Annotated in this window: 20 protein-coding genes; 10 read left to right on the top strand and 10 right to left on the bottom strand. The window is 71.2% G+C overall.

The features are described 5' to 3' along the window. The first annotated feature begins 119 nt into the window (after positions 1-119). The 7 genes from OG933_RS00830 (at position 120) to OG933_RS00800 (ending at position 6598) form a co-directional block, all read left to right on the top strand. The gene (locus OG933_RS00830) at positions 120-608 is read left to right on the top strand and encodes a PhzA/PhzB family protein (RefSeq protein WP_362536239.1); all 489 of its coding nucleotides are present in this window, start codon (positions 120-122) and stop codon (positions 606-608) included. Between the two features lie 46 nt (positions 609-654). Beyond that, positions 655-1842, top strand: a complete 1188-nt coding sequence (locus tag OG933_RS00825) for a 3-deoxy-7-phosphoheptulonate synthase (protein ID WP_362536241.1) — start codon at positions 655-657, stop codon at positions 1840-1842. Between the two features lie 35 nt (positions 1843-1877). Next, the gene (locus OG933_RS00820) at positions 1878-2501 is read left to right on the top strand and encodes an isochorismatase family protein (protein ID WP_362536243.1); all 624 of its coding nucleotides are present in this window, start codon (positions 1878-1880) and stop codon (positions 2499-2501) included. Next, positions 2498-4420, top strand: a complete 1923-nt coding sequence (locus tag OG933_RS00815) for an anthranilate synthase family protein (RefSeq protein WP_405624806.1) — start codon at positions 2498-2500, stop codon at positions 4418-4420. Before OG933_RS00820 ends, OG933_RS00815 begins: the two co-directional genes overlap by 4 nt. Before the next feature lie 99 nt (positions 4421-4519). Further along, positions 4520-5359, top strand: a complete 840-nt coding sequence (locus OG933_RS00810; RefSeq protein ID WP_405624805.1) for a PhzF family phenazine biosynthesis protein — start codon at positions 4520-4522, stop codon at positions 5357-5359. Next, a complete protein-coding gene (phzG, locus tag OG933_RS00805; protein ID WP_405624804.1) occupies positions 5352-6053 on the top strand; it encodes a phenazine biosynthesis FMN-dependent oxidase PhzG in 702 nt (233 codons plus the stop codon). The genes OG933_RS00810 and phzG overlap by 8 nt, the downstream gene beginning before the upstream one ends. Before the next feature lie 77 nt (positions 6054-6130). Next, positions 6131-6598, top strand: a complete 468-nt coding sequence (locus OG933_RS00800; protein ID WP_405624803.1) for a PhzA/PhzB family protein — start codon at positions 6131-6133, stop codon at positions 6596-6598. Between the two features lie 63 nt (positions 6599-6661). Here OG933_RS00800 and OG933_RS00795 read toward each other — a convergent pair whose 3' ends face one another. From OG933_RS00795 to OG933_RS00760, 8 genes are all read right to left on the bottom strand, one after another. Further along, positions 6662-7639 (bottom strand): 3-oxoacyl-ACP synthase III family protein, encoded by a 978-nt coding sequence (locus OG933_RS00795; protein WP_405624802.1) that lies wholly within the window; start codon positions 7637-7639, stop codon positions 6662-6664. A 178-nt stretch (positions 7640-7817) separates the two neighbouring features. Beyond that, complete coding sequence (locus OG933_RS00790) at positions 7818-8279, bottom strand: hypothetical protein (protein ID WP_054238937.1); 462 nt, start codon at positions 8277-8279, stop codon at positions 7818-7820. A gap of 247 nt (positions 8280-8526) precedes the next feature. Beyond that, positions 8527-10110 carry a class I adenylate-forming enzyme family protein gene (locus tag OG933_RS00785; protein ID WP_362536725.1) on the bottom strand — a complete coding sequence of 528 codons (1584 nt, stop codon included), beginning with the start codon at positions 10108-10110 and terminating at the stop codon, positions 8527-8529. 224 nt (positions 10111-10334) lie between these two features. After that, complete coding sequence (wrbA, locus tag OG933_RS00780) at positions 10335-10958, bottom strand: NAD(P)H:quinone oxidoreductase (RefSeq protein WP_362535096.1); 624 nt, start codon at positions 10956-10958, stop codon at positions 10335-10337. 86 nt (positions 10959-11044) lie between these two features. Continuing rightward, complete coding sequence (locus OG933_RS00775; protein WP_362535099.1) at positions 11045-12043, bottom strand: class I SAM-dependent methyltransferase; 999 nt, start codon at positions 12041-12043, stop codon at positions 11045-11047. Next, the gene (locus OG933_RS00770; protein ID WP_362535102.1) at positions 12040-13197 is read right to left on the bottom strand and encodes a DegT/DnrJ/EryC1/StrS aminotransferase family protein; all 1158 of its coding nucleotides are present in this window, start codon (positions 13195-13197) and stop codon (positions 12040-12042) included. The genes OG933_RS00775 and OG933_RS00770 overlap by 4 nt, the downstream gene beginning before the upstream one ends. A gap of 5 nt (positions 13198-13202) precedes the next feature. After that, positions 13203-13769 (bottom strand): cupin domain-containing protein, encoded by a 567-nt coding sequence (locus OG933_RS00765; protein ID WP_362535104.1) that lies wholly within the window; start codon positions 13767-13769, stop codon positions 13203-13205. Between the two features lie 39 nt (positions 13770-13808). Continuing rightward, a complete protein-coding gene (locus OG933_RS00760) occupies positions 13809-14876 on the bottom strand; it encodes a type III polyketide synthase (RefSeq protein ID WP_362535107.1) in 1068 nt (355 codons plus the stop codon). Between the two features lie 787 nt (positions 14877-15663). On the opposite strand from OG933_RS00760, the gene OG933_RS00755 reads away from it, so the two are divergent. Next, positions 15664-16662, top strand: a complete 999-nt coding sequence (locus OG933_RS00755) for a sigma-70 family RNA polymerase sigma factor (RefSeq protein WP_405624800.1) — start codon at positions 15664-15666, stop codon at positions 16660-16662. Between the two features lie 109 nt (positions 16663-16771). Here the strand turns inward: OG933_RS00755 and OG933_RS00750 are convergent, their stop codons facing one another. After that, positions 16772-17689: an aromatic prenyltransferase gene (locus tag OG933_RS00750; RefSeq protein ID WP_405624799.1), complete on the bottom strand. Its 918-nt coding sequence runs from the start codon at positions 17687-17689 to the stop codon at positions 16772-16774. 347 nt (positions 17690-18036) lie between these two features. Between OG933_RS00750 and OG933_RS00745 the strand changes: the two genes are divergently transcribed. Continuing rightward, the gene (locus tag OG933_RS00745; RefSeq protein WP_405624798.1) at positions 18037-19287 is read left to right on the top strand and encodes a BTAD domain-containing putative transcriptional regulator; all 1251 of its coding nucleotides are present in this window, start codon (positions 18037-18039) and stop codon (positions 19285-19287) included. A gap of 59 nt (positions 19288-19346) precedes the next feature. On the opposite strand, the gene OG933_RS00740 is transcribed toward OG933_RS00745, so the two are convergent. After that, positions 19347-19793 (bottom strand): nuclear transport factor 2 family protein, encoded by a 447-nt coding sequence (locus OG933_RS00740; RefSeq protein WP_362535119.1) that lies wholly within the window; start codon positions 19791-19793, stop codon positions 19347-19349. 374 nt (positions 19794-20167) lie between these two features. Between OG933_RS00740 and OG933_RS00735 the strand changes: the two genes are divergently transcribed. Then, on the top strand, positions 20168-21940 hold the full coding sequence (locus OG933_RS00735; protein WP_362535122.1) for an FAD-dependent monooxygenase: 1773 nt from the start codon (positions 20168-20170) through the stop codon (positions 21938-21940). Positions 21941-21954 lie beyond the last annotated feature (14 nt).

Raw genomic sequence — 21954 nt, 5'->3', positions numbered from 1 at the left:
AGCGTCACCGAGACCCGCCGCAATGCGTCCCGTTTTCCCGAGAACACACCTTCCGAGAACACACCTTCCGAGAACACGCCTTCCGAGAACACGCCTTCCGAGAACGCAGAGAGGTTCTTGTGCCGGAATCAGTAGATACCAAGGCATTCACCGACGCGTCGGAGACCCGGCGCCACAACCGCGCCGTCGTCGAGCAGTACATGAACACCAGGGGCCAGGACCGGCTGCGCCGGCACGAACTGTTCACCGAGGACGGCATCGGCGGCCTGTGGACCACCGACACCGGCTCGCCCGTCGCCACCCACGGCCGGGACCGGCTCGGCGAACACGCCGTCTGGTCCCTGGCGTGCTTCCCCGACTGGGAGTGGTACAACGTCCGGATCTTCGAGACCGACGACCCCGACCACTTCTGGGTCGAGTGCGACGGCCACGGAAAGATCCGATTCGGGGACTACCCCGAGGGCCACTACGAGAACCACTTCCTGCACTCGTTCGAGTTCGAGGACGGGAAGATCAAGCGGCAGCGCGAGTTCATGAATCCCTTCCAGCAGCTGCGGGCCCTGGGAATTCCGGTCCCCGAGATCAAACGCACAGGAATCCCGACCTGACGACGTTCCTGACGCCAACGACATCACCGCTGGATCGGAGTACGGCATGAACGAAGTCGTGAAGGACGCCATCCGGGATATTCGTGTCCGCGGGGCGCTGCAGCAGCCCGAATGGAGCGACCTTCTCCAACTGAGCCGGGTGACCGAGGCGCTGGCCTCGCGCCCCACCCTCGTACAGCCCGACGACGTGGCCACCATGCGGACCCAGCTCGGCTCCGTGGCCCTCGGCCAGGCACTCGTGGTGCAGTCCGGGGACTGCGCCGAGGACCCCCAGGAGTGCGGGCCGCACCACGTCGCCCGCAAGGCCGCGGTGCTCGACCTGCTCGCCGGGGCGCTCGGCCTGATCACCGGCAAGCCGGTCCTGCGCGCGGGACGCATCGCGGGACAGTTCGCCAAGCCCCGGTCCAAGCCCACCGAGGACGTCGACGGCGTCGAACTCCCCTCGTTCAAGGGGCACATGGTCAACGCCCCGGAACCCGACCCCGAGAGCCGCCGCGCCGACCCGCTGCGCATCCTCACCGGCTACATGGCCGCCAGCGACGTCATCGACCACCTCGGCTGGCGCGAACGCGGCGCCGGCCGCGACGTCGTCGGCCCCCCGGTGTGGACCAGCCACGAGGCGCTGCTCCTCGACTACGAGATGCCCATGCTCCGCCTGGACGAGCAGGGCCGGCTCTTCCTCGGCTCCACGCACTGGCCGTGGATCGGCGAGCGCACCCGCCAGGTCGACGGCGCCCACGTCGCCATGCTCTCCCAGGTGAGCAACCCGGTGGCGTGCAAGGTCGGGCCCTCGATGGAACCCGAGGAACTGCTGGCGCTGTGCGAGCGGCTCGACCCCTGGCGCGACCCGGGCAAGCTCACCCTGATCGCGCGGATGGGCGCCGGCAACGTGGCCGACCGCCTGCCCCGCCTGGTCGAGGCCGTGCGCGCGGCCGGTCACCCGGTGATCTGGCTCACCGACCCGGTGCACGGCAACACCGTCAGCGCGCCCAGCGGCCACAAGACACGGCTCGTGGAGACCGTCGCGCTCGAGGTCTCCCGCTTCGTGACCGCCGTGCGCGACGCCGGCGGTGTCCCCGGCGGCCTGCACCTGGAGACCACGCCCGACGACGTCACGGAGTGCGCCGCCACCGAGGCCGACCTCGCCACCGTCGGCGAGCGCTACACGTCCTTCTGCGACCCCCGCCTCACCCCGTGGCAGGCCGTCTCCGTGATCTCGTCCTGGACCGCCTGAGCCCCACGCACCGAGCAGGAACAGGAGCCGAAGCCATGACCGGCATACCCCCCATCTCCGCATACCCGCTGCCCGCCGAGGGCGACCTGCCGCCGTCCGCCGTGTCCTGGACCGCCGAGGCCCACCGGTCGGTCCTCCTCGTCCACGACATGCAGCGGTACTTCCTCAAACCCTTTCCCGACAGCCTGCGCGACGACCTGATACGCAACGCGGCGCACCTGCGCGACCGCTGCGCCGCACTCGGCGTCCCCGTCGCCTACACCGCCCAGCCCGGCGGCATGACCGACGAACAGCGCGGTCTGCTCAAGGACTTCTGGGGCCCCGGCATGCGGACCTCGCCCGAGGACCGCCAGGTCGTCGACGCCCTCGCGCCGGCCGGCCACGACTGGCTGCTCACCAAGTGGCGCTACAGCGCCTTCTTCAAGACCGACCTGCTGGAGCGGATGCGCGCCGCGGGCCGCGACCAGCTCGTGCTGTGCGGGGTGTACGCGCACGTCGGCGTCCTGGCCACCGCCGTCGAGGCCTTCACCCACGACATCCAGCCGTTCTTCGTCGCGGACGCCACCGCCGACTTCTCGCAGGACTACCACCGCTCGGCCCTCACCTACGCCGCCGAGCGCTGCGCTCGCGTCATCACCGCGAAGGAGGTGTTCGTATGACGCACGGCCCGCACACGAACCCGGGCGACCTGCTCGGGCACGCCCTGGACGGCCCGCCCACCCAGCCCTACGCGCTGCTGCACCGGCCCGGCGCCACCGGCCCCGGCATCATGGAAGTACTGACCGGCGAGGTGTCCCTGCCCGCCACCCTCGCCGACATCGAGCTGCCCGAGAGCCCGGCCGACGGCATCGGAGCCCACCACGAGGTCCTCGTCGTCCTGCCCTACCGGCAGCTGGCCGAACGGGGCTTCGCCTGCGCCGACGACGGCACCCCGCTGGTCGCGATGACCGTCACCGGCCAGCAGCGGCTGCCGCTCGAGGAGGCGCTCGCCCGCATCCCCGACGTACCGACCTCGCTCGCCGGCGGCGACTTCGACGTCGACGACGCGGCCTACGAGGACGTGGTGCGCCGCATCGTCAAAGAGATGATCGGCACCGGGGAGGGCGCGAACTTCGTCATCAAACGCACCTTCGTCGCCGACATCACCGACTACGGGCCGCGCAGCGCCCCCGCACTGTTCCGCCGGCTCCTGACCCGTGAATCCGGCGCCCACTGGACGTTCCTCATCCACACCGGCACCCGCACCCTCGTCGGCGCCTCGCCCGAGCGGCACGTCAGCCTCCAGGGCGGCACGGCCGTCATGAACCCCATCAGCGGCACCTACCGCTACCCCACCTCCGGACCCACCCTCTCCGGCGTCCTCGAATTCCTCGGCGACCGCAAGGAGACCGACGAGCTGTACATGGTGCTCGACGAGGAACTCAAGATGATGGCGCGGATCTGCCCCGGCGACGGCCGGGTCGTGGGCCCCTACCTCAAGGAAATGGCCAAGGTCGCGCACACCGAGTACTTCATCGAGGGACGCACCGACCGCGACGTGCGCGACATCCTGCACCAGACCATGTTCGCGCCCACCGTCACCGGCAGCCCGCTGCAGAGCGCCTGCCGCATCATCGCCCAGTACGAGCCCGGCGGCCGCGGCTACTACAGCGGCGTGGCGGCACTGATCGGCCAGGACGCCGACGGCGAGCGCGTCATGGACTCCGCGATCCTCATCCGCACCGCCGACATCAGCGCACACGGACGCATCGGCATCGGCGTGGGGGCCACCATCGTGCGCCACTCCGACCCGGCGTCCGAGGCCGCGGAGACCCACGCCAAGGCCGCCGCCCTCGTCTCCGCCCTCGGCGGCGGACAGGACACCGAACGCTTCGCCGACCATCCCGTCGTCCGTCAGGCCCTCGGGCAGCGCAACGCCTCCATCGCCGACTTCTGGCTCACCGACGCCGAAGCCCGCGCGGCCGCGCGCCCCGAGCTCGCCGGACGCAGCGTCCTCGTCGTGGACGCCGAGGACACCTTCACCTCCATGCTGGGCCAGCAACTTCAGTCCCTGGGCCTGCACGTGACGGTCCGCCGCTTCGACGAGCCGTACTCCTTCGACGGTCACGACCTGGTCGTGATGGGCCCCGGCCCCGGCGACCCGCAGGAACTCGCGCACCCCAAGATGCGGCACCTGCACACGGCTGTCGACACCCTGCTGCGCGAAGGACGCCCGTTCTTCGCCGTGTGCCTCAGCCACCAGGTCCTCGGACTGCGCCTCGGCCTGCCGCTGCGCCGCAGGCCGGTGCCCAACCAGGGCGTGCAGAAGCAGATCGACCTGTTCGGCAGCGCCGAACGCGTCGGCTACTACAACACGTTCGCCCTCCTCACCGAGCACGACGAGTTCGTCGCCGACGGCGTCGGCCCGGTCCGGGTCAGCCGCGACGCGGCCACCGGCGAGGTCCACGCCCTGAGCGGGCCCGGCTTCGCCTCCCTGCAGTTCCACCCGGAATCCGTGCTGACCCGAGAAGGGCCGCGCATCGTGGGCACACGCCTGGCCGCGCTGCTCACACCGGCCGAGGCCGCCCACCGGGCCTGAGGCCTTGAGCACACGGCCTCACCCCCAACCGCCGGGCCGGCGTCCACCCCCCGAGCCGCCGGCCCGGCACCCACCCGACATCACAGCCCGGGAGACCAGATGCACACGTACGTCGTCGTCGACGCGTTCGCCCGCGAGCCCCTCACCGGCAACCCGGTGGCGGTGTTCTTCGGCGCCGACGACCTGACCGCCGAGCAGATGCAACGCATCGCGCGGGAGATGAACCTGTCGGAGACCACGTTCGTGCGCCGCCCCCGCCAGGACGGCACCGACGCCCACGTGCGGATCTTCACACCGGTCAACGAACTGCCCTTCGCCGGACACCCCTTGCTGGGCACCGCCATCGCCCTCGGCGCCCGGACCGACGCCGACCGGCTGCGGATCGAGACCGCCATGGGCGTCGTCCCCTTCGAACTGGAGCGCGCACACGGCAAGGTCGTCGCGACGAGCATGATGCAGCCGGTGCCCGTGTGGGAGCCCTTCGACCGCACCGACGAACTCCTCGAAGCCCTCGGCCTCTACGGCTCCACGCTCCCCGTGGACATCTACCGCAACGGCCCGCGGCACGTCCTCGTCGGCCTCGAGAGCGTCGAGGCGCTGTCGAAGGTGGACCCCGACCACCGCGCCCTGGCCCGCTTCCCCGACATGGCCACCAACTGCTACGCGGGGCACGGCAGTTCCTGGCGCAACCGCATGTTCTCGCCCGCCTACGGAGTCGTCGAGGACGCCGCCACCGGCTCCGCCGCGGGACCCATCGCCATCCATCTCGCCCGGCACGGCCTCATCCCGTACGGGCAGCGCATAGAGATCACCCAGGGCGTCGAGATCGGCCGCCCCTCTCCCATGCGCGCGCTCGCGCACGGCGAGGGCGACCACGTCACCTCCGTCGAGGTCTCGGGCCCGGGCGTCGTCACCATCGAAGGGGTGCTCCATGTCTGACCTGTCGCCGTCCCGCTCCGCCAACGGCACCGCGGTGGCCGCCCGCCGCGGCTCCACCCGCTCCGAAACCCTCACCGGCACCCTCCACGTGCCCTTCCCCGAGTTCATCGCGCCGCCCGCCGAGCCGATGGGCCTGCTGTCCGCATGGCTCGACGCCGCCGTCGGGCACGGGGTGCGCGAGCCCCGCGCACTGGCGCTCGCCACCGCCGACGCGCGGGGCCGCGCCTCCTCCCGCATCGTCGCCCTCACCAAGGTGACCGGCGACGGCATCGTGTTCATCACCCACTCCGGCAGCCGCAAGGGCCGCGAACTGGCCGAGAACCCCTGGGCCTCCGGCGTCCTGTACTGGCGCGAGACCACCCAGCAGATCACCCTCGCCGGCCCGGTCACCCAGCTGTCCGACACCGAGGCGGAGGACCTGTGGGGCGCGCGGGCCGTCTTCACACACGCGATGACGACGGTCTCCCGGCAGAGCCGGCCGGTGGAGGACCTCGACCACTTCGCCCGGCTGCGCGCCGAGGCCCTGCGGCTCGGCGAACCACTGCGCCCGCTGCCGCGCCCCGCGGCCTTCGCCGGCTACCTGCTCGAGCCCGCCTCCGTGGAGTTCTGGGCCAACGGCATCGACCGGCTGCACGAGCGACTCCACTACGGGCGTACCGAAGGCGGCTGGGAGATCAGCCGGCTCCAGCCCTGAGCCCGCCAGGCCCTGCGAACTCCCCGGGAGACATCATCATTTCGTCATCCGCCACCCAACGTGCCGCCGGCACGACCGTGTTCACCGACCACCACGACCTGCGGGCCCGCAACCGGCAGGCTGTGGAGCAGTACATGCGCACAGGTGCCGAGGCCCGGCTGAGCCGGTACACCCTCTACACCCAGGACGGCACCGCATCGCTGTTCTACACCGACATCGGCCGCCCCATCGTCGTCACGGGCCGCGAGAAACTGAAGCGGCACGGCGAGCTGTCCCTCAGAGTGCTGCCCGACTGGCAGTGGTCCGACGTCCAGATCTACGAGACCCAGGACCCGACGACCATCATGGTCGAGTGCGACGGCGAGGGCACGATCCGCTTCCCCGGCTATCCCGAAGGCCGCTACCGCAATCACTTCATCCACGGCTTCACGCTGCACGACGGCTGGATCGCCGCCAGCCGCGAGTACACCAACCCCCTCGAACACATGAAGTCCCTCGGCATCGAGACCCCGCACATCCGCCGGGACTGGATCCCCTCCTCCTGATCCTGACCCCCGGCCCAGCAGGCCGCCGGCCGCCCTGTGCGGCCGGCGGCCTGCACCGTGCTGTCACCATTCGATGAGGGCGAGGCCTGCGGCCATGCCGCCGCCGAAGCCGGCGAGGAGGATGAGGTCGCCGGGGTGGAGGGCGTTGTTGCGGTGGGCTGTGTCGAGGGTGAGGGGGATGGAGGCGGCGCCGGTGTTGGCGTAGGTGGTGAGGGTCTGGTGCATGGTGGCGTGGGGGAGGGCGAGTTGGGTGAAGAGGTCGTCGAGCATGACGCCGTTGGCCTGGTGGGGGATGAAGTGGCGGATGTCGTCGGGGACGGTTCCGGCTTCGTGGAGGAATTCTTTGGTGAGTCGGGGGAGGTGGTCGGCGACGAAGCGGCGGACGCCGCGTCCGTCCATGGTGAAGTAGTGCTGGTCTTGTTGGAGGGTTTGGGTGGTGGTGGGCAGGCGGCTGCCGCCGGCGGGGACCTGGATGAGGTCGGAGTGTTCGCCGTAGGTGTGCAGGGTGAGGTGGCGGATGCGGGGGCCGGTGGTGGCGGGGCCGAGGATCATGGCGCCGGCGCCGTCGCCGAAGAGGACGGTGGTTTTGCGGTCGGTGGGGTTGAGGATGCGGGAGTAGAGGTCGGCGCCGATGATCAGGGCGTGGCCGCCTTTGCGGGCGAGGGTGCCTTCGGCGGCGCTGAGGGCGAAGATTTCGCCGGAGCAGACGGCGTTGATGTCGAATGCTGCTGCGTGGGTGGCGGCGAGGTTGTGCTGGACGTAGGCGGCGGTGGGTGGTTGGGGGCGGTCGGGTGTGGAGGTGGCGACGATGATGACGGTGAGTTCGGCGGCGGTGATGCCGGCGCAGTCCAGTGCGTTTCGGGCGGCTTGGGTGGCCAGGTCGGAGGTGGCTTGGTGGGTGGCGGCCCAGCGGCGTTCGCGGATGGCGGTTTTGGCGGTGATCCAGGCGTCGTCGACGCCGGCCGGTGCGCCGACCTCGTCGTTGGAGACGATCCGGTCCGGCACGTAGGCACCCGTACCGAGAATCCTGACGTCACTCATGCGGCTGCCCTCCCCTCATATGGGACCTCGTAGATGAATGAACGACTGTGCCGGCGTCCGGCGTTGGCAGGGACCCGCAGACGGGACCGCCCCCGCCGGCAGTGCCGGCGGGGGCGGTCCCGTGCGGGCGAAGGGGCGTGGACCATGGTGTCCGGCAGGTGTGCCCCGGCCTCGCGATTCAGCCCAGATAGCGCTGGATCGTCGGCTTGAGGAGGGTGATCAGCTCCTCCGCCGAGGCCGACGCGATCGGCTCCAGCTTCACGATGTAGCGCATCAGGACGACACCCCAGACCTGGGACGTCGCCGCGTTGACGTTGATCACCGGCACCTTGATCGTCTCCGCCGCCTGGTAGATGTCCATCCCCGAGATGCCGATGGACCTGCCGGCCTGCGCGAAGAGCTGGTCGGTGAGGAACCGGCGCATCTGGTCGGCGCCCTCCTCGCTGTTGACCGCGGCCTGCAGGAGCCCGAGCAGCCGGGGCCGCACCTGCGGGTCCTCCCACAGCGCGAAGGCCGCGCGCAGAAGTCCCTCGGCGAGCTCGTCACGCGGCCCGGCCAGCGCGTGCGCACCGGCCTCGCCGAGTGCGCCGCCCAGCGAGTCCAGGGCGTCACGCTCTTCGGTTCCTATGGCTTCGGACATGTCTCCTCCTGAGGTCGCACTTCCTTGCTCGTGCGGAGCGTTCTTCGACACTGCCCGCCGGACGGGCAGGCCCCCGCCGCGAAAGACCCGGTCGGCCGTAACGGCGGCCGATGGAGCGGCGCCCCTTCGGACCTCGGGGCGGGACGGCCCGGGCGGTGCCGGGAGGCAGCGGTGAGTTGGGCGCGGGGGGCGGCGGGGCGGGGGGAAGCCGCCGCTCCCCGCAACTTGTGGGCCGGGGGATTCCCGGCTATCGGCTCGGCAGCTGGTTCTTGAGCCGGTCGGCGAGCGCGAGGCGCTGCACCTTCAGCGTGGCGGTGCGCGGCAGTTCGGCCTCCGGGATCTGGACCGGGTCGGCCAGCTGCGGGAACCCGGTCACGGCCGCACGCCAGCGGTCCGGGTCCAGCGGCGCGTCGCCGTGGGTGCAGATCACCGGCACCGCCTCGGAGTTCGGGCCCTGCACGACGACCAGCTCGCTCAGCTCGTGCAGCTTGCCGAGGACGACGTCCTCGATCTCCAGGGAGCTCTTCACCCCGGGGATCATGTCGACCTCCCGGTCGAGCATGTGCAGGCAGCCGAGCCGGGTGAAGTAGCCGACGTCGCCCGTTCCCCACCACTCGCCCTTGCGGTTGGCGTCGTAGCGCTCCTGCTCGCCGTGGTACGTCTTGGCCAGACCGGGCCAGGAGACCTCGATGCGGCCGGGGCTCTGCTCGGTCGGGCGCCTGCCGTCACCGCTGACGACCCGCACCTTCGCCGCGCCCAGCGGCATCTGCCAGCCCACGCACCGCCCGTTCGCCCGGTGGGCGGAGTGACGCAGGTAGGCACGGCCGACGGCGGGGCCGACCTCGCTCTGGCCGTAGATCTGGAAGAACAGGGCACCGCGCCGGTCGGACGCCTTGAGCAGCTTGCTCATCGTGCCCGGGTGGATCGCGTCGAAGGTGCTGCTGAAGACCTTCACCGAGCCGAACGGCGCCCGCGGGTCATCGGCCAGCCCCTCCCACTCCATCAGCGAGTTGGGCAGCGCCTCGATCAGCGCCGGCCGGTGCTCGAGGAGGTGCTCGGCGACGACGGCGGGGTCCATCTCCCGCATCAGCAGGACCGGGTACTCCCTCAGCAGCGCCAGCGACATCGCCGCGACCATCCGCGAGTGCACGAACGGCACATGGATGGCGACGGTCTCCCGCTTGCGCAGCAGGGACAGCAGCCGCCACTGGGGCACGAGCCGGATGCCCTGGGTGCGGGGGGTGTGCACCACGAGCTTGGGGATGCCGGTGGTGCCGGAGGTGTGGGTGATGACGGCGGCCTCGTCGATCGGCCGGACCACCGGCTTCACCCGCTCGGCGCCCGCGAGTTCACCGAGCGAGATGCTGCCGGGCCGGTCGTCGGCCGAGGTGATGACCCGCTCGGTGAGGTCCGCCAGCGGCACGCCGGCGAGGACGTCGAGCTTGGTGCCGTCGGTGAGGAGCGTCGGCCGGCCGACCCGCTCCAGCAGGACGCCCACGGTCGTGGCGTCCAGGGCAGGCGAGAGGTTCACCACGATCCCGCCGATGCGGGAGACCGCGGCGGCGAGCATCCAGTGGTCGGCGTTGGCCGTCTTGTAGATCACGACGTGCTCGTCGGGCCGCACGCCCGCCGCCCACAGCCGGGCGGCCAGGTCGTCGACGTGCTCGGCGTACTGGGCGACCGTCAGCCGCCGCCCGGCCTCGGGCAGGACGCCCAGGTCGTGGTCCAGGACGATCGGGGTCGAGGGGTTCACAGCGGCGGCCATCTCCGGCAGGAGACCGATGTGCAGGCCGCGCTTCTGTATCGAGGAATAGACGGTGGAGCCCTTCATCGGGCTGTCTCCTTCGGGCGATGGATGTCCGGGCTGTTCGCCGGCTCGGTGCGGGATGCCAGGACGCGCCGGCCGCGGCGCCCGCCCGGACACGGGGCGGACGCGGGCGCCGGCCGCGCAAGGGACCGCGGCGGCGGCCCCGGGAACACCGGGACCGCCGCCGCGGGCGGGGGATCGGTCCGTACGGAGCACACCGCCGTGCGGCGACGTCACCGTGACGGGAATCAGGCGGCGGCGCGGCCGGTCTTGATCGCGCAGGCGATGTCCACCACGCGCCGGGCCTGATAACCGGCGCCCTGCAGCACGTCCTCGCCGGGACCGCCGTCGGCGCCGCCGGCACCCGAGACGTACGAGGTGCCGTAGGGGTTGCCCGTCTTGAACTGGATCGGGTCGGTGTAGCCCGGCGGCACGATGATGCCGCCCCAGTGGTAGAAGGTGTTGCTCAGCGCCAGGATGGTGGACTCCTGACCGCCGTGGGCGGTGCCGGTGGAGGTGAACGCCGAGACGACCTTGTCGGCCAGCGCACCCCTCTGCCACAGCGGGCCCGCGGTGTCGATGAACGCCTTGAGCTGGCTGGAGACGTTGCCGAAGCGGGTGGGGGTGCCGAACAGCACCGCGTCCGCCCAGCTCAGGTCGTCGAGAGTGGCCACCTCGACATCGGCCGTGTCCTCGGCGTGGCGGGCCCAGGCCGGGTTGGAGCCGATCGCCTCCGGCGGGGCCAGCTCGCGTACCTTGCGCAGCCGCACCGTCGCGCCGGCCTTCTCCGCGCCCGCGGCCGCGGCCTGCGCCATGGTGTGCACATTGCCGGTGGCGCTGTAGTAGATGATCGAGACGTTCACGGATGCCATATGCGGTTTCCCTCCCTGACTCTGTGTCCGGTGCGGCCGGGGGAGAACCGCTCGCGCGGTTCTCCCCACGAGCCTTCGCGCGCCGCCTACCGGGCGACGACCAGGGTGGCGGGCTCTGCGGTGTGGAAGGAGACGTCCTCGAAGCCGGCCTTGACGAGCCAGTCGCGGTAGTCGCTGCGCGTCCAGGTGCTGCCCTGACGGGTCTTGAGCAGCATCTCCGAGGCGAAGATCAGCGGGAACGCCGGGCCGCTGCGGTCGTCGTCGACGACATAGTCGTTGACGACGAGGGTGCCGCCGGGCTTGAGGGCCTGGCGGAGCCTGGTGAAGACCTCCACGTTGCTCTCCGGGCTCTCCTGGTGCGCGATGTGCGAGTACACCGCGACGTCGTAGGCGGAGGTACCGAAGTCGGTGGTGTGGAAGTCGCCGTCGATGGTGGTGAACCGGTCCCCGACGCCGCGCTCGGCCAGCAGCCTGAGCGCGATCTCGTTGATCGGCGCCCAGTCGAGCTGGGTCGCGCGGGCGGCCGGGTTGGCCTCGAGCCAGATGCCCGAGTAGATGCCCGAGCCGCCGCCCACGTCGAGGATCGAGATCTCCCCGGCGTCGGCCAGTGCGAGCACTTCGGCGGCGAGCGCCGCGGCCGGCACCGACTGGGCGGCGATCGCCGTGACGATGCCCTCCCAGTGCGGGTTGTTGGCGACCTCGACGACCGCGTCGTCCTTGACCGGGCCGCCGGCGCGGACCACCTCGGCCAGGTCGGTCAGGGAGCCCGTGTGGGTCAGCTTGAGCCTGGCGAAGGGCGCCAGCGAGACGGGGCTGTCCTCGACCAGGTAGGTCGCCGCCTCGGGGGTGTTGCGGTAGCGGCCCTCGTGCAGTTCGACCAGGCCCACGCTGACGAGCCCGTCGAGGAGGGCCTGGGCGCCCCGCTCGGCGATACCGGCGCGCGACGCGAGCTCGGTGGCCGTGCCGGCGCCGTGGTCGAGGTGGGTGAAGACCGAGTGGGTGGCGGCTGCGGCCAGGACCCCGGTGGCCCAGTAGCCGTTGATCAGCCGCATGATGCCGACGGGTGACGGCCGGTTGTTCGTCATGCTGCCCCTCCGAGGACCGCTGTGGAGGACGAGTGGGTCCGAACCGCCCCGCGCAGGGCGGCCACGACCCGTTCGACCTGGTTCGGCTTGAGTTCCGCGTGCATGGGTATGGCGAGGTGACGCGCGAAGAGATCCGCCGAGACGGGGCACTTCTGCTGCGCGTCGAACACCGGCTGTACGTGGGCCGCGAACGTGCCCTGCCCGCAGCCGATGCCCTGGCCGCGCAGCTCGGTGGCGACCGCGGCGCGGTCCACGCTCGCGTCCAGCGTCACCATGTACGTCTGCCAGGCGTGGGTGCGGTCCGCCGGGACGGCCGGCACCGTCAACAAGTCCTCGTCGGCGAGGAGTTCGGCGTACTGCGCGGCGATGTTGCTGCGGCGCCGGAGCAGTTCGTCGATGCGGCCCAGCTGCACCTGAAGGATGGCCGCCGCGATGTCGGACAGCTTGAAGTTGTAGCCGATCTCGGTGAACGTCGGGATGGGCAGGCCGACGACATTGCCCATGTCGAAGATGCTGCCGATGCCGAAGGAGGAGCGCAGCCGCGCGTCCTTTCCGACCGCCGGGTCACGGGCGAGCAGTGCGCCGCCCTCGCCGCTGGAGGCGCCCTTGCGGCCGTGGAAGGACAGGCAGCCCACTTCGGCGAGCCCGCCCGCCTGGCGGCCCTGGTACGTTGCGCCGACCGCGCAGGCGGCGTCCTCGACGAGGAACAGGCCGTGCCGGTCGGCGATCGCCTGCAGTTCGGTGTAGTCGGCGGGCATGCCGACCGTGTCCACCGCGACGATGCCGACGGTGCGCGGGGTGACCAGGTCGGCCACCGCCTGCGGGTCGATCGTGTAGGTGTCGGGCCGTACGTCGGCGAAGACCGGGGTGGCGCCGACGTAGAGCGCGGCCTGGGCGGGCGCCGGGAACCCGTAGTCGGCGACGATCACCTCGTCGCCCTCCTTGACGCCGAGCGCGAGCATCGCCAGGTGCAGCGCGGCGCCGCAGTTGCTGACCGCGACGGCGTCGGCGACGCCGTACTTCTCGGCCAGCCGGGCCTCCAGCGCCTTGCCCCTGGGGCCCTGACCGGCAGGCCAGCCGGAGGCGAAGACCTCGGCGACGGCCGCCAGTTCCTGCTCACCGAGACTCGCGTGGACCAGGGATATCGGTTCCATCGAGGTCACCTCCCACTCTGCTGCTGGTGTGTGCCCTGGCCGGGGATGCGGGCGGCCGGCGGTTCGTAGCGCAGCGGTGTCAGCTGCTGGACGCCGTACCGCTTGCGCATCTCGGCCACGGCCGCGGGGTCCACGGCGGTGCCGCGCGACCAGATCTCGGCGATCTCCTCGAAGTAGTCCTCGTGGATCGGCGAGGGAAGGCACTCGAAGAGCATCTTCACCGGCTTGTCCGTGGCGTTGCGGAACGCGTGCGGGGTGCCGGGCGGCACGAACATGCAGCTGCCCTCACCCGCGCGGATGACACGGTCACCGGTCGCCGACACCCAGTTGTGCCAGCTGTCCGTCGTGCGCTCGGTCGGCTCGAAGCACAGCAGGTCCAGCTCGCCGTCGAGGACATAGAAGAACTCCTGCGCGTCGTCGTGCACATGGGCCCCGACGTCGAAGCCGGGCGGCACGATCACCTCGAAGATCGATACGGAGGAACCCATCTCCTCGGTGGCCTTGAACGTCACCTCCTGCGCCGGGGTGATCAGTTTTCGCCCAGCCCCCGCCGGGACGATGAGGTCAGTCATCGCTTCGCTTCTCTCGTCTCTTTCGTCCGGGCACGGGCGTCAGGCCGCGTTCTGGGAGACGTCGGCGCCCCAGGTGCCGAGCGCCATCTCGGCGGTGATGCCGGGGCCGAACCCGGCGATCAGACCGGTGGCGCCGGGAGCCAGGGCGTCCTCCTCGAACAGCCGGCGGGCGGCCTCGAGGACGACGGCGCTGGCGATGTTCCCGTACTCGCTCAGCGTCGACCAGCTGTGCCGGAACACGTCGCGGTCGACCTCGAGGAACTTGGCGAGGTCGTCGAGGATGCGCGGGCCGCCGGCGTGGACGATGTAGAAGTCGAGCTTGCCGGCGTCCCAGCTGTGGTCCTTGGCCAGCTCGCGCAGGACCGGGGCGAGCGGCTCCATCGTGCCGGGCACCCGGCGGTCCAGCTGGAAGTGGAAGCCGGTGTCCTTGACGGCGTAGGAGATCCAGTCCTCGGTGTTGGGGATGAGGTAGGAGGCGTTGCGCTCCAGCTCGATGCCGACGCCGCCGATGCCGCGGACGACGGCGGCGGCGACCGCGTCACCGAACAGGCCGTCGGACAGCAGCGAGCCGATGTCGTCGGCCTCGGGCTGGTAGCACAGCGAGCACAGCTCGCAGGAGACGATCAGGACGTTGCTGCCGGGGTGGGCGACGCAGAAGTCGTGGGCCCGGTTGATCGCCGCGCCGCCGGCCGCGCAGCCCAGCTGGGCGATGGGGATCTGCCGGGTGTCGTGGCGCAGGCCCATCTTGTTGATGAGCCAGGCCGTCAGCGACGGCATCATGAAGCCGGTGCACGACACGTAGATGATCGCGTCGATGTCACGGGCCCTCAGGTCGGCGTTGACCAGGGCCTGCTCGATGACCGCGGGGGTGCGCTTCTTCGACTCGATCTCGTAGATGCGGTTGCGCTCTTCGAAGCCCGGGTGCCGCAGCGTCTGCTCGATGGGCTGGACTATGTGCCGCTTCTTCACGCCGGTGTTGCGGATCAGGCGAAGGGCCAGGGGAAGCTGCTCCTTGCCGGCGTGCGCCTTCTGCGCGAACTCCAGGGTCTCTTCCACCGTGATGATGTATTCCGGCGCGCTCATCGCCGGTTTGCACAGCCTGGGCATATAGGGAATCCACTTCTCTTGGAGTCTCGGACAGCAAGGGCAGGAGGATGTCGAGCTGAGGGCCGTGAGGGCAGGTCACGTCCGTCTGTCCGCCGGCGGGCCGACGCGGGATCGCGGATACGGCAACGGCCGGCCGCGGACCGCGTCGGGCTTCCCGTCCGCACGAGCGGAGGGGGAGGTGACACGGTCCGCGGCCGGCCGGGCCGCAGATCGCTACAAGGGTGCTCAAGACCGAGTCGTCGCCGCTGGCGGCGAGCGCTGCGTGGTGGTTCAGTGGTTCTGCGCCGCACGGACGGGGCGACGGCCCTGGTCGGCCGTACCGAACAGGGCGGCACGGGCGGCAGTGAGGGACAGGAAGGGAAGGCGGACGCGGCGATGGTCAGCACGCTGGGGCGGTGCCGTGGTTCCCGCTTGCGTACGTCGCGCGAGGAGGGGACTTCGGCTGTCTGAGAATCGCAGCCGGCCGCGGTGCTTCACGAACACTCAACTCGCCGCCCCGGAAATGCTTTTGGGCAGGCGAGTGGTGCCGCAATCGTGACACATGCAGCTGACCCGCGCCAAGCGCTTCTTGGGGTGACCCACGTCACACTCCAGTCGGTCCGTGCCGCGTTCCTGAGCACTTCTCGTGCGACTTCCCGGTGGTTGCCCACCGGTTCCCGTGCCGTCGTGGACTCGTCCGTCCGGGTGCGATGCCCCCGCCGCGTGCCGCATGTGCGGTCCCTGCCCGTCACATTCGTCGGCTCCGGACTGTCAGACGTGTGAGGCACCGATGGGAGGGCGTGACCCGATGAACGAAAACGAATGGCTGGCCGCTCGATTCGAGACCGACCGGGCCCGGCTGCGGGCCGTGGCGTACCGGGTGCTGGGCTCGATGCCCGAAGCCGAGGACGCTGTCCAGGAAGCCTGGCTGCGGGTCACCCGCGCCGACGCCGCAGCGGTGGAGAACATGAGCGGCTGGCTCACCACCGTCGTGGCCCGCGTCTCGCTGAACATGCTCCAGTCCCGCAAGTCGCGCCGCGAGGACCTGGTGGACGCCCCCGACCCCGACCGCGCGCACCACCGGGAGACGGAGTCGGCCGACCCCGAGCAGGAGGCACTGCTCGCCGAGTCGCTCGGCGCCGCCATGTTCCTCATCCTCGACACGCTCACGCCCGCCGAGCGGCTGGCGTTCGTGCTGCACGACATGTTCGCGGTGCCCTTCGAGGAGATCGCACCGATCGTCGACCGCACTCCGGCCGCGGCCCGCCAGCTGGCCAGCCGTGCCCGCCGCCGCTTCCAGCGGCAGGGCATCGTGCCGGACGCCGCGGGCGCGGCCCACAAGAACGTGCCGGTCCCGGACGCCGCGGGCACGGCCCCCAGGAACGTGCCGGTCCCGGACGAGAGCGCCCACGCCGAGACCTCCCAGGCCGGCAAGGCCGACTTCGTGCACGCCTTCCTCACCGCGTCCCGCGAGGGCGACTTCGAGGCCCTGCTGTCCATCCTCGCCCCGGACATCGTGGTCCGCGCCGACCAGGCGGCGGTGCGGATGGGCATGGCCACGGGCATGGGCATGGCCACCGGCATGGGCCTGACCGAGGAGATCCGCGGCACCGACGCCGTCACCCGCGCCTTCGCCAAGCTCTCCTGGGCCCCGGTGCCCGCCCTCATCGACGGCTCCGCCGGACTGGCCTACGTCCGCGACGGCGTGCCGCACGCCGTGTTCCGCTTCGACATCGCCGACGGCCTGATCACCGACATCGACATCCGCGCCGACCTGACCGGCCTGGACATCATCATCCTGAGCTGAACGCCGGACGGCAGCACGAAGAGGGGCGGCCCGCACCGGGCCGCCCCTCTTGTCGTGGCGCTCGCGCCGACGGCGCCGCAGCAGATCGGCTCTGCTGCGGCGGCGCCCCTCAGTCCTCCAGCGCGTCGAACGCCTTCAGCAGCTGCCGCTGGATGTCGGTGATGTGGTAGTACGCCCCGAGCTTGTAGTACTCCTCCGTGGACGACAGCGTGAGCCCGTACACGAGGGTGCGCTTCTCGCCGACGTACGCGTACGGCGCCTTGGTCGCGTACTCGCGGAACATCTCGATGTCACGCTCGTCCGTCGAGGGCACCAGCGTGGGGTCGGTACTGATCGCGGCGAAGCACAGCCGGTCGATCTTCCCCGTGTCCCAGTTGAGGGTGGGATAGACCGCGAACGAGCGCTTGCAGAACTCCAGCCCCAGCTCGCCCGGCACCTGCAGGCCCAGCTCGCGGGCCAGGGCCACGACGGCCTCCGGCTGCAGATACTCCTGCTTCAGGTCGCTGAAGTAGAGGTTGACCTGCCGCTTCTTGTAGTCCATCGACGTCATCTGGACCTTGTCCAGACCGTAGCGGGCGAACAGCTCGGCGTTCTCGGCCACGGAGGCCGGCATGGAGGGGATCTCGGTCAGCTGGGCCACCCCGGGCATGTCGTCGGTGGGGAAGAACGCGTACGTCTTCTTGAAACCGCCGGTGACCTCCCCGTCGATGGCGAACATCGACACCGGCAGGTGCTTGACGGTGTCCGCGAGCAGCTCGTCCACGGGAGACCCCGTCGCCCGGAACAGCCCCTCCTTCACCACGGTGGCGTACGGGTCGCCCTGACTCACCGGCACCGAGATGCTGAAGTCCAGCTCCGTGGAACGACGGCCGCTCGCCATGGAGAAGACGACCACGCCGTCGGTGAGCGTGTCCTGGAAGACGGTCAGCAGCGGGTAGATCTTCTCCCGCGCGCAGGACACGTCCAGCAAGCCGGCCGCTTCCTCCATGGCCGCGTACACCCGCTCGACATCAGCGGCTCCGGACATTGAAACCTCCATGCGTTGGTTCTGACGGTCCGTCAAAGGTGCTGGTTCCAGGGCCCCTTGCGCGACACGATGCCGTGCGCGGCCACCCCCGCTGCTCCCCTCGCATCAGGGTCGGACACCCGCCTCGAATCGGGCTGGAGGATCGATCGGCGCTGACTAGTCGCACGGCCCACCACCGCACCGACTCGCGCACAATGACCAAGGCATGGCTCGCCCCACGCCGACGCGACGCGCAACGGGCCCGGACAGCGGGCGCCCTGAATCCCGATCACCAGGCAGGCCGATTCACCGCGCCGCACCCCGAGTGCGGCCACCCGAACCAAGCCCCGGAAAGGGAGAGTTCCCGGATGGCACACGAGAAAGCCGATGCCGGCATTCCGCCCGACGGCCCCTTCGCGCGCCCCGCACACCAGGACGCGTGGCGCATCGCACAGCTGGAACGCGAGATCCGTGAGCTGCGCCGTACCAACGAGGCGCTGTGGGCGTACATGGCCGGCGAGCTCGCCAGAGCCCCCGGACTCCCGGCATCCGACGGGACGCTCACGCAGCCGGCCACCGGGCACCTCACCCCGCACGGCAACACACCAAGGGCGGCGGCCGCGGCACCCGGGCGAGCGGAGGACGCCCGGATGACCACGCGTCCCTCGCCCCGCCCGCCGGCCCGGCCGCGCCCCCTGGTCGAGTTCCGTGCCCTGGGCCCGATCGAGGCCGTCGTCGGCGACCGCCTCGTCGACCTGGGCGCGCCCAAGCAGCGGGCCCTGCTGGCGCTGCTGGTCAGCAAGGTGGGCAAGCCGGTGGCCGTCGACCTGATCGTCGAGGAACTGTGGACCGGGCACCCGCCGCCCTCGGCGATCCCCTCCCTGCAGGCGTACGTCGCCAACCTGCGCCGCGTGCTGGAGCCCGACCGCGAGCCCCGCACCGCGCCGACGGTGCTGCGCACCTACGGGCGCGGCTATCTGCTCGACAGCCGGGTCGTCGAGGTCGACGTGCAGCGGTTCAGCGAACGCGCCGTCGCCGGCTGGCAGGCCCTGGACGCGGACGACCCGCAGTTCGCGGTCCACGAGTTCGAGGTGGCGCTGGCCCAGTGGCGCGGCCCGGCCTACGCCGAGGTGGCCGACGCCGCCGGCGTCCGCCCGGACGTGGCCCGTCTGGAGGAGCTGCGGCTGTCGGTGGTCGAGGGCCGCTGCGCGGCCCTGCTCGCGGTCGGCGCCCACGAGATCGCGGTGGCCGAACTCGAGGCCTTCGTCCAGGACCACCCCTTGCGCGAGTACGGCTGCGAACTGCTGAGCCTGGCCCTGTACCGGGCAGGCCGGCAGGCCGACGCGCTGGCACTGCTGCGCACCAACCAGCGGCGGCTGGCGGACGAGTTGGGCATCGACCCGCGGCCGGCACTGCAAGTGCTGGAGAAACTGATACTCAACCAGTCGCCGTCCCTGGACTGGCCGCCGCCCCAGGGACCGGCCGTGACCTCACCCTGGCGCCCGCCGGCCGTCCCGAACCCCCGCGGCCAGCACCGGTCCGGCCGCCGCCCGCTGCCGCACCACGCGGCCCTGCCCGGCGGCGAGTTCCTGCGCGCACCCCTGCCGGCGGAGCTGTAGACCGCGGGCGGTTCCCCCCTCCCCCCGGGCCCGGGCACGAGCGGCCCGCCCCGGCGTCGCTACTGCGGGCGGTTGGGCGCGATCCCGGCCAGGGGTGAGGAGTCCTCGTAGCGGACCTCGTAGACCCGCTCGGCGAACTTCCACCCGTCACCGGTGCGCTGGTAACGGTCGTGATAGATGGCGTAGTTGATGCCGCCGCGGCCGTCGAAGGCCCGTCCCACCTCCGACATGTACGCGCGACCGGTCGCGGTGTCCCCGTCGAGCCGGATCACGCCCGGATGGGTGTTCTGCACAAGGAAGTCCACGATCTCCGGCACCCGCCTGCCCCAGGCACGGATCGCCTCCGGGCCCTCGAGCTCGACGGGAATGTTCGGCATCCGCAGCGCGCCGTCCGGCGTGAACAACAGGGCCGCCCGGGCGTAGTCGCGCATCATCACCGCATCGGTGAACTCACCGCGCAGCGCCTCGATCTCGACGCGATCCACGATGTCCTGGAAGTCACTCATCGCTGTGCTCCTGCCTGCTGAATGGTGTGTTCCGCTCACCGGATACGACAGCCCGGCCCAGCCGAACGTGACACGGTCCCGCCCGGTCCACCCGTCCGGCCGACACGCCGTACACCCGTACGGCGCAAGGCGCCAAGCCGACGCCAACCGGGGCCATAGTGCGGGCCAACCACCCCTGCCGATGCTTGGGACCGCAGCATCGGCCGAGGCGCGTCGCCATGGCGGCGCCGACCGTCGTGTCCGGGCCGGCCCACAAGCCGCGTCCGGGACGCCACCTCGGCCGAACCGTTTCCGCGGCCCGCCCGTCGGCGACCAGGGTCGTCCCCGACCGTCCGACGTCCTGCATGCGGGCCCTCACTCATGGAAGGCCGAAAATGGAGGAGACCGAGGTTCCGGTCCTGATCGTGGGTGGGGGCGGCTGCGGCCTGTCCGCCTCCCTCTTCCTGTCGGACCACGGTGTGCAGCACCTGCTCGTCGAACGGCACGCGGACACGTCGATCCTTCCGAAAGCGCACTACATCAACCAGCGCACCATGGAGATCTTCCGGCAGCACGGCCTCTACGACACCGTCGTCGAACGCGCCTCCTCCACCGACCGGTTCGGCCGGGTGCGCTGGCAGACCACACTCACCGGCGACGGCCCCCTGGACCGGCGGGTCATCCACGAGATGGACGCCTTCGGCGGCGGCGCGCTGACCGACGTCTACGCCGCCGACGGCCCCGTACTGCCGTACAAGCTGCCGCAGCTCAGGCTGGAGCCGATCCTGCGCCGTGCCGCCGAGGAACGCAATCCCGGCCGGGTGCTGTTCTCCCACGAACTGGTCTCCTTCGACGATCAGGGCGACCGGGTCGTCGCCGAGATCCGCGACCTGAACAGCGGCGAGGCCACACGGGTCGTCGCCCGCTACGTCATCGCCGCCGACGGCGGCCGCACCCTCGGCCCCCGACTCGGCGTGCAGATGCAGGGCACCGTGAAGATGGCCGACGTCTCCACCGCCTACTTCTCCGCGGACCTGTCGCAGTGGTGGCACGAGGGCACCCTGATGACCTGGTTCATCAACCCCGAGCGCGCCGACCGCAACTTCACCCTGCTGGAGATGGGCCCCCACTGGGGCCGGCAGTGTGAGGAATGGGGCCTGACCTCCTTCCTCCTGGGCGACGCCGACCGCGCCGACCCCGAGGCAGTCGCCGCCCGCATCCGCGAGGTGCTGGGCCTGCCCGACCTCGAACTGACCGTGCACAAGGTGTCGCAGTGGACGGTGGAGGGCGTGCTCGCCGACCGCTACCGGTCCGGCCGCGTCCTCATCGTCGGCGACGCCGCCCATCGCCAGCCGCCCACCACCGGACTCGGCCTCAACGGCGGCATCCAGGACGTCCACAACCTCGCCTGGAAGCTCGCCGCCGTCCTCTCCGGCCACGCCGACGACGGACTCCTCGACACCTACGAGAGCGAGCGGCGACCGGTCGGCAAGCGCAACGTCGACTGGGGCCTGGCCGCCTGGTTCCACCACCGCGTCATGACGGAAGCCGCCCTCGGCCTCGGCCCGCACGTCCCGCCCGAGCGCCGCTCCTCCGCGTTCGCCGACTACTTCGAGCAGTCCGAGGCCGGAGAGGTCAGGCGGGCCAGGGCGGCGGAGCTCTTCGCCACCCACCGCGCCGAGTGCCAGGCCCACGACCTGGAGATCGGTTACGTCTACGAGGAAGGCGCCCTCGTCCCCGACGGCACCCAGGCGCCGGCCGGCTCGCCCATGGGCACCGAGTACCACCCCACCACCCGCCCCGGGCACCGGCTGCCGCACGCCTGGCTGGAGCGCGACGGCCGACGGCTGTCCACCCACGACCTGGTCGGCGCCACCGGCGGCTTCGCCCTCCTCACCGGCCCCACCGGCGCGGGCTGGGCCGAGGCGGCCGAGCAGGTCGCCGAGAAGTTCTCGATCCCCCTCACCGTCGCCCGCATCGGAGCCGGCGCCGAGTACACCGGCGACAGCTGGGCCGACGTACGGGAGATCACCGAAGACGGCGCCGTCCTGGTACGCCCCGACAACCACGTGGCGTGGCGCTCCATGGACGCGGCCGACCATCCGGCGGCCGTGCTGACACAGGTGTTGTCCCAGCTCATGGACCACGGGACACCCGAAAGGCCCTAGCCCCGAAGGCCCCG

Source organism: Streptomyces sp. NBC_00016, from assembly GCF_045040885.1.
GTDB classification, from domain to species: domain Bacteria; phylum Actinomycetota; class Actinomycetes; order Streptomycetales; family Streptomycetaceae; genus Streptomyces; species Streptomyces coriariae.
The sequence above is the reverse complement of the archived record's forward strand: the minus strand, read 5'-3'. Positions and strand labels throughout refer to the sequence as shown.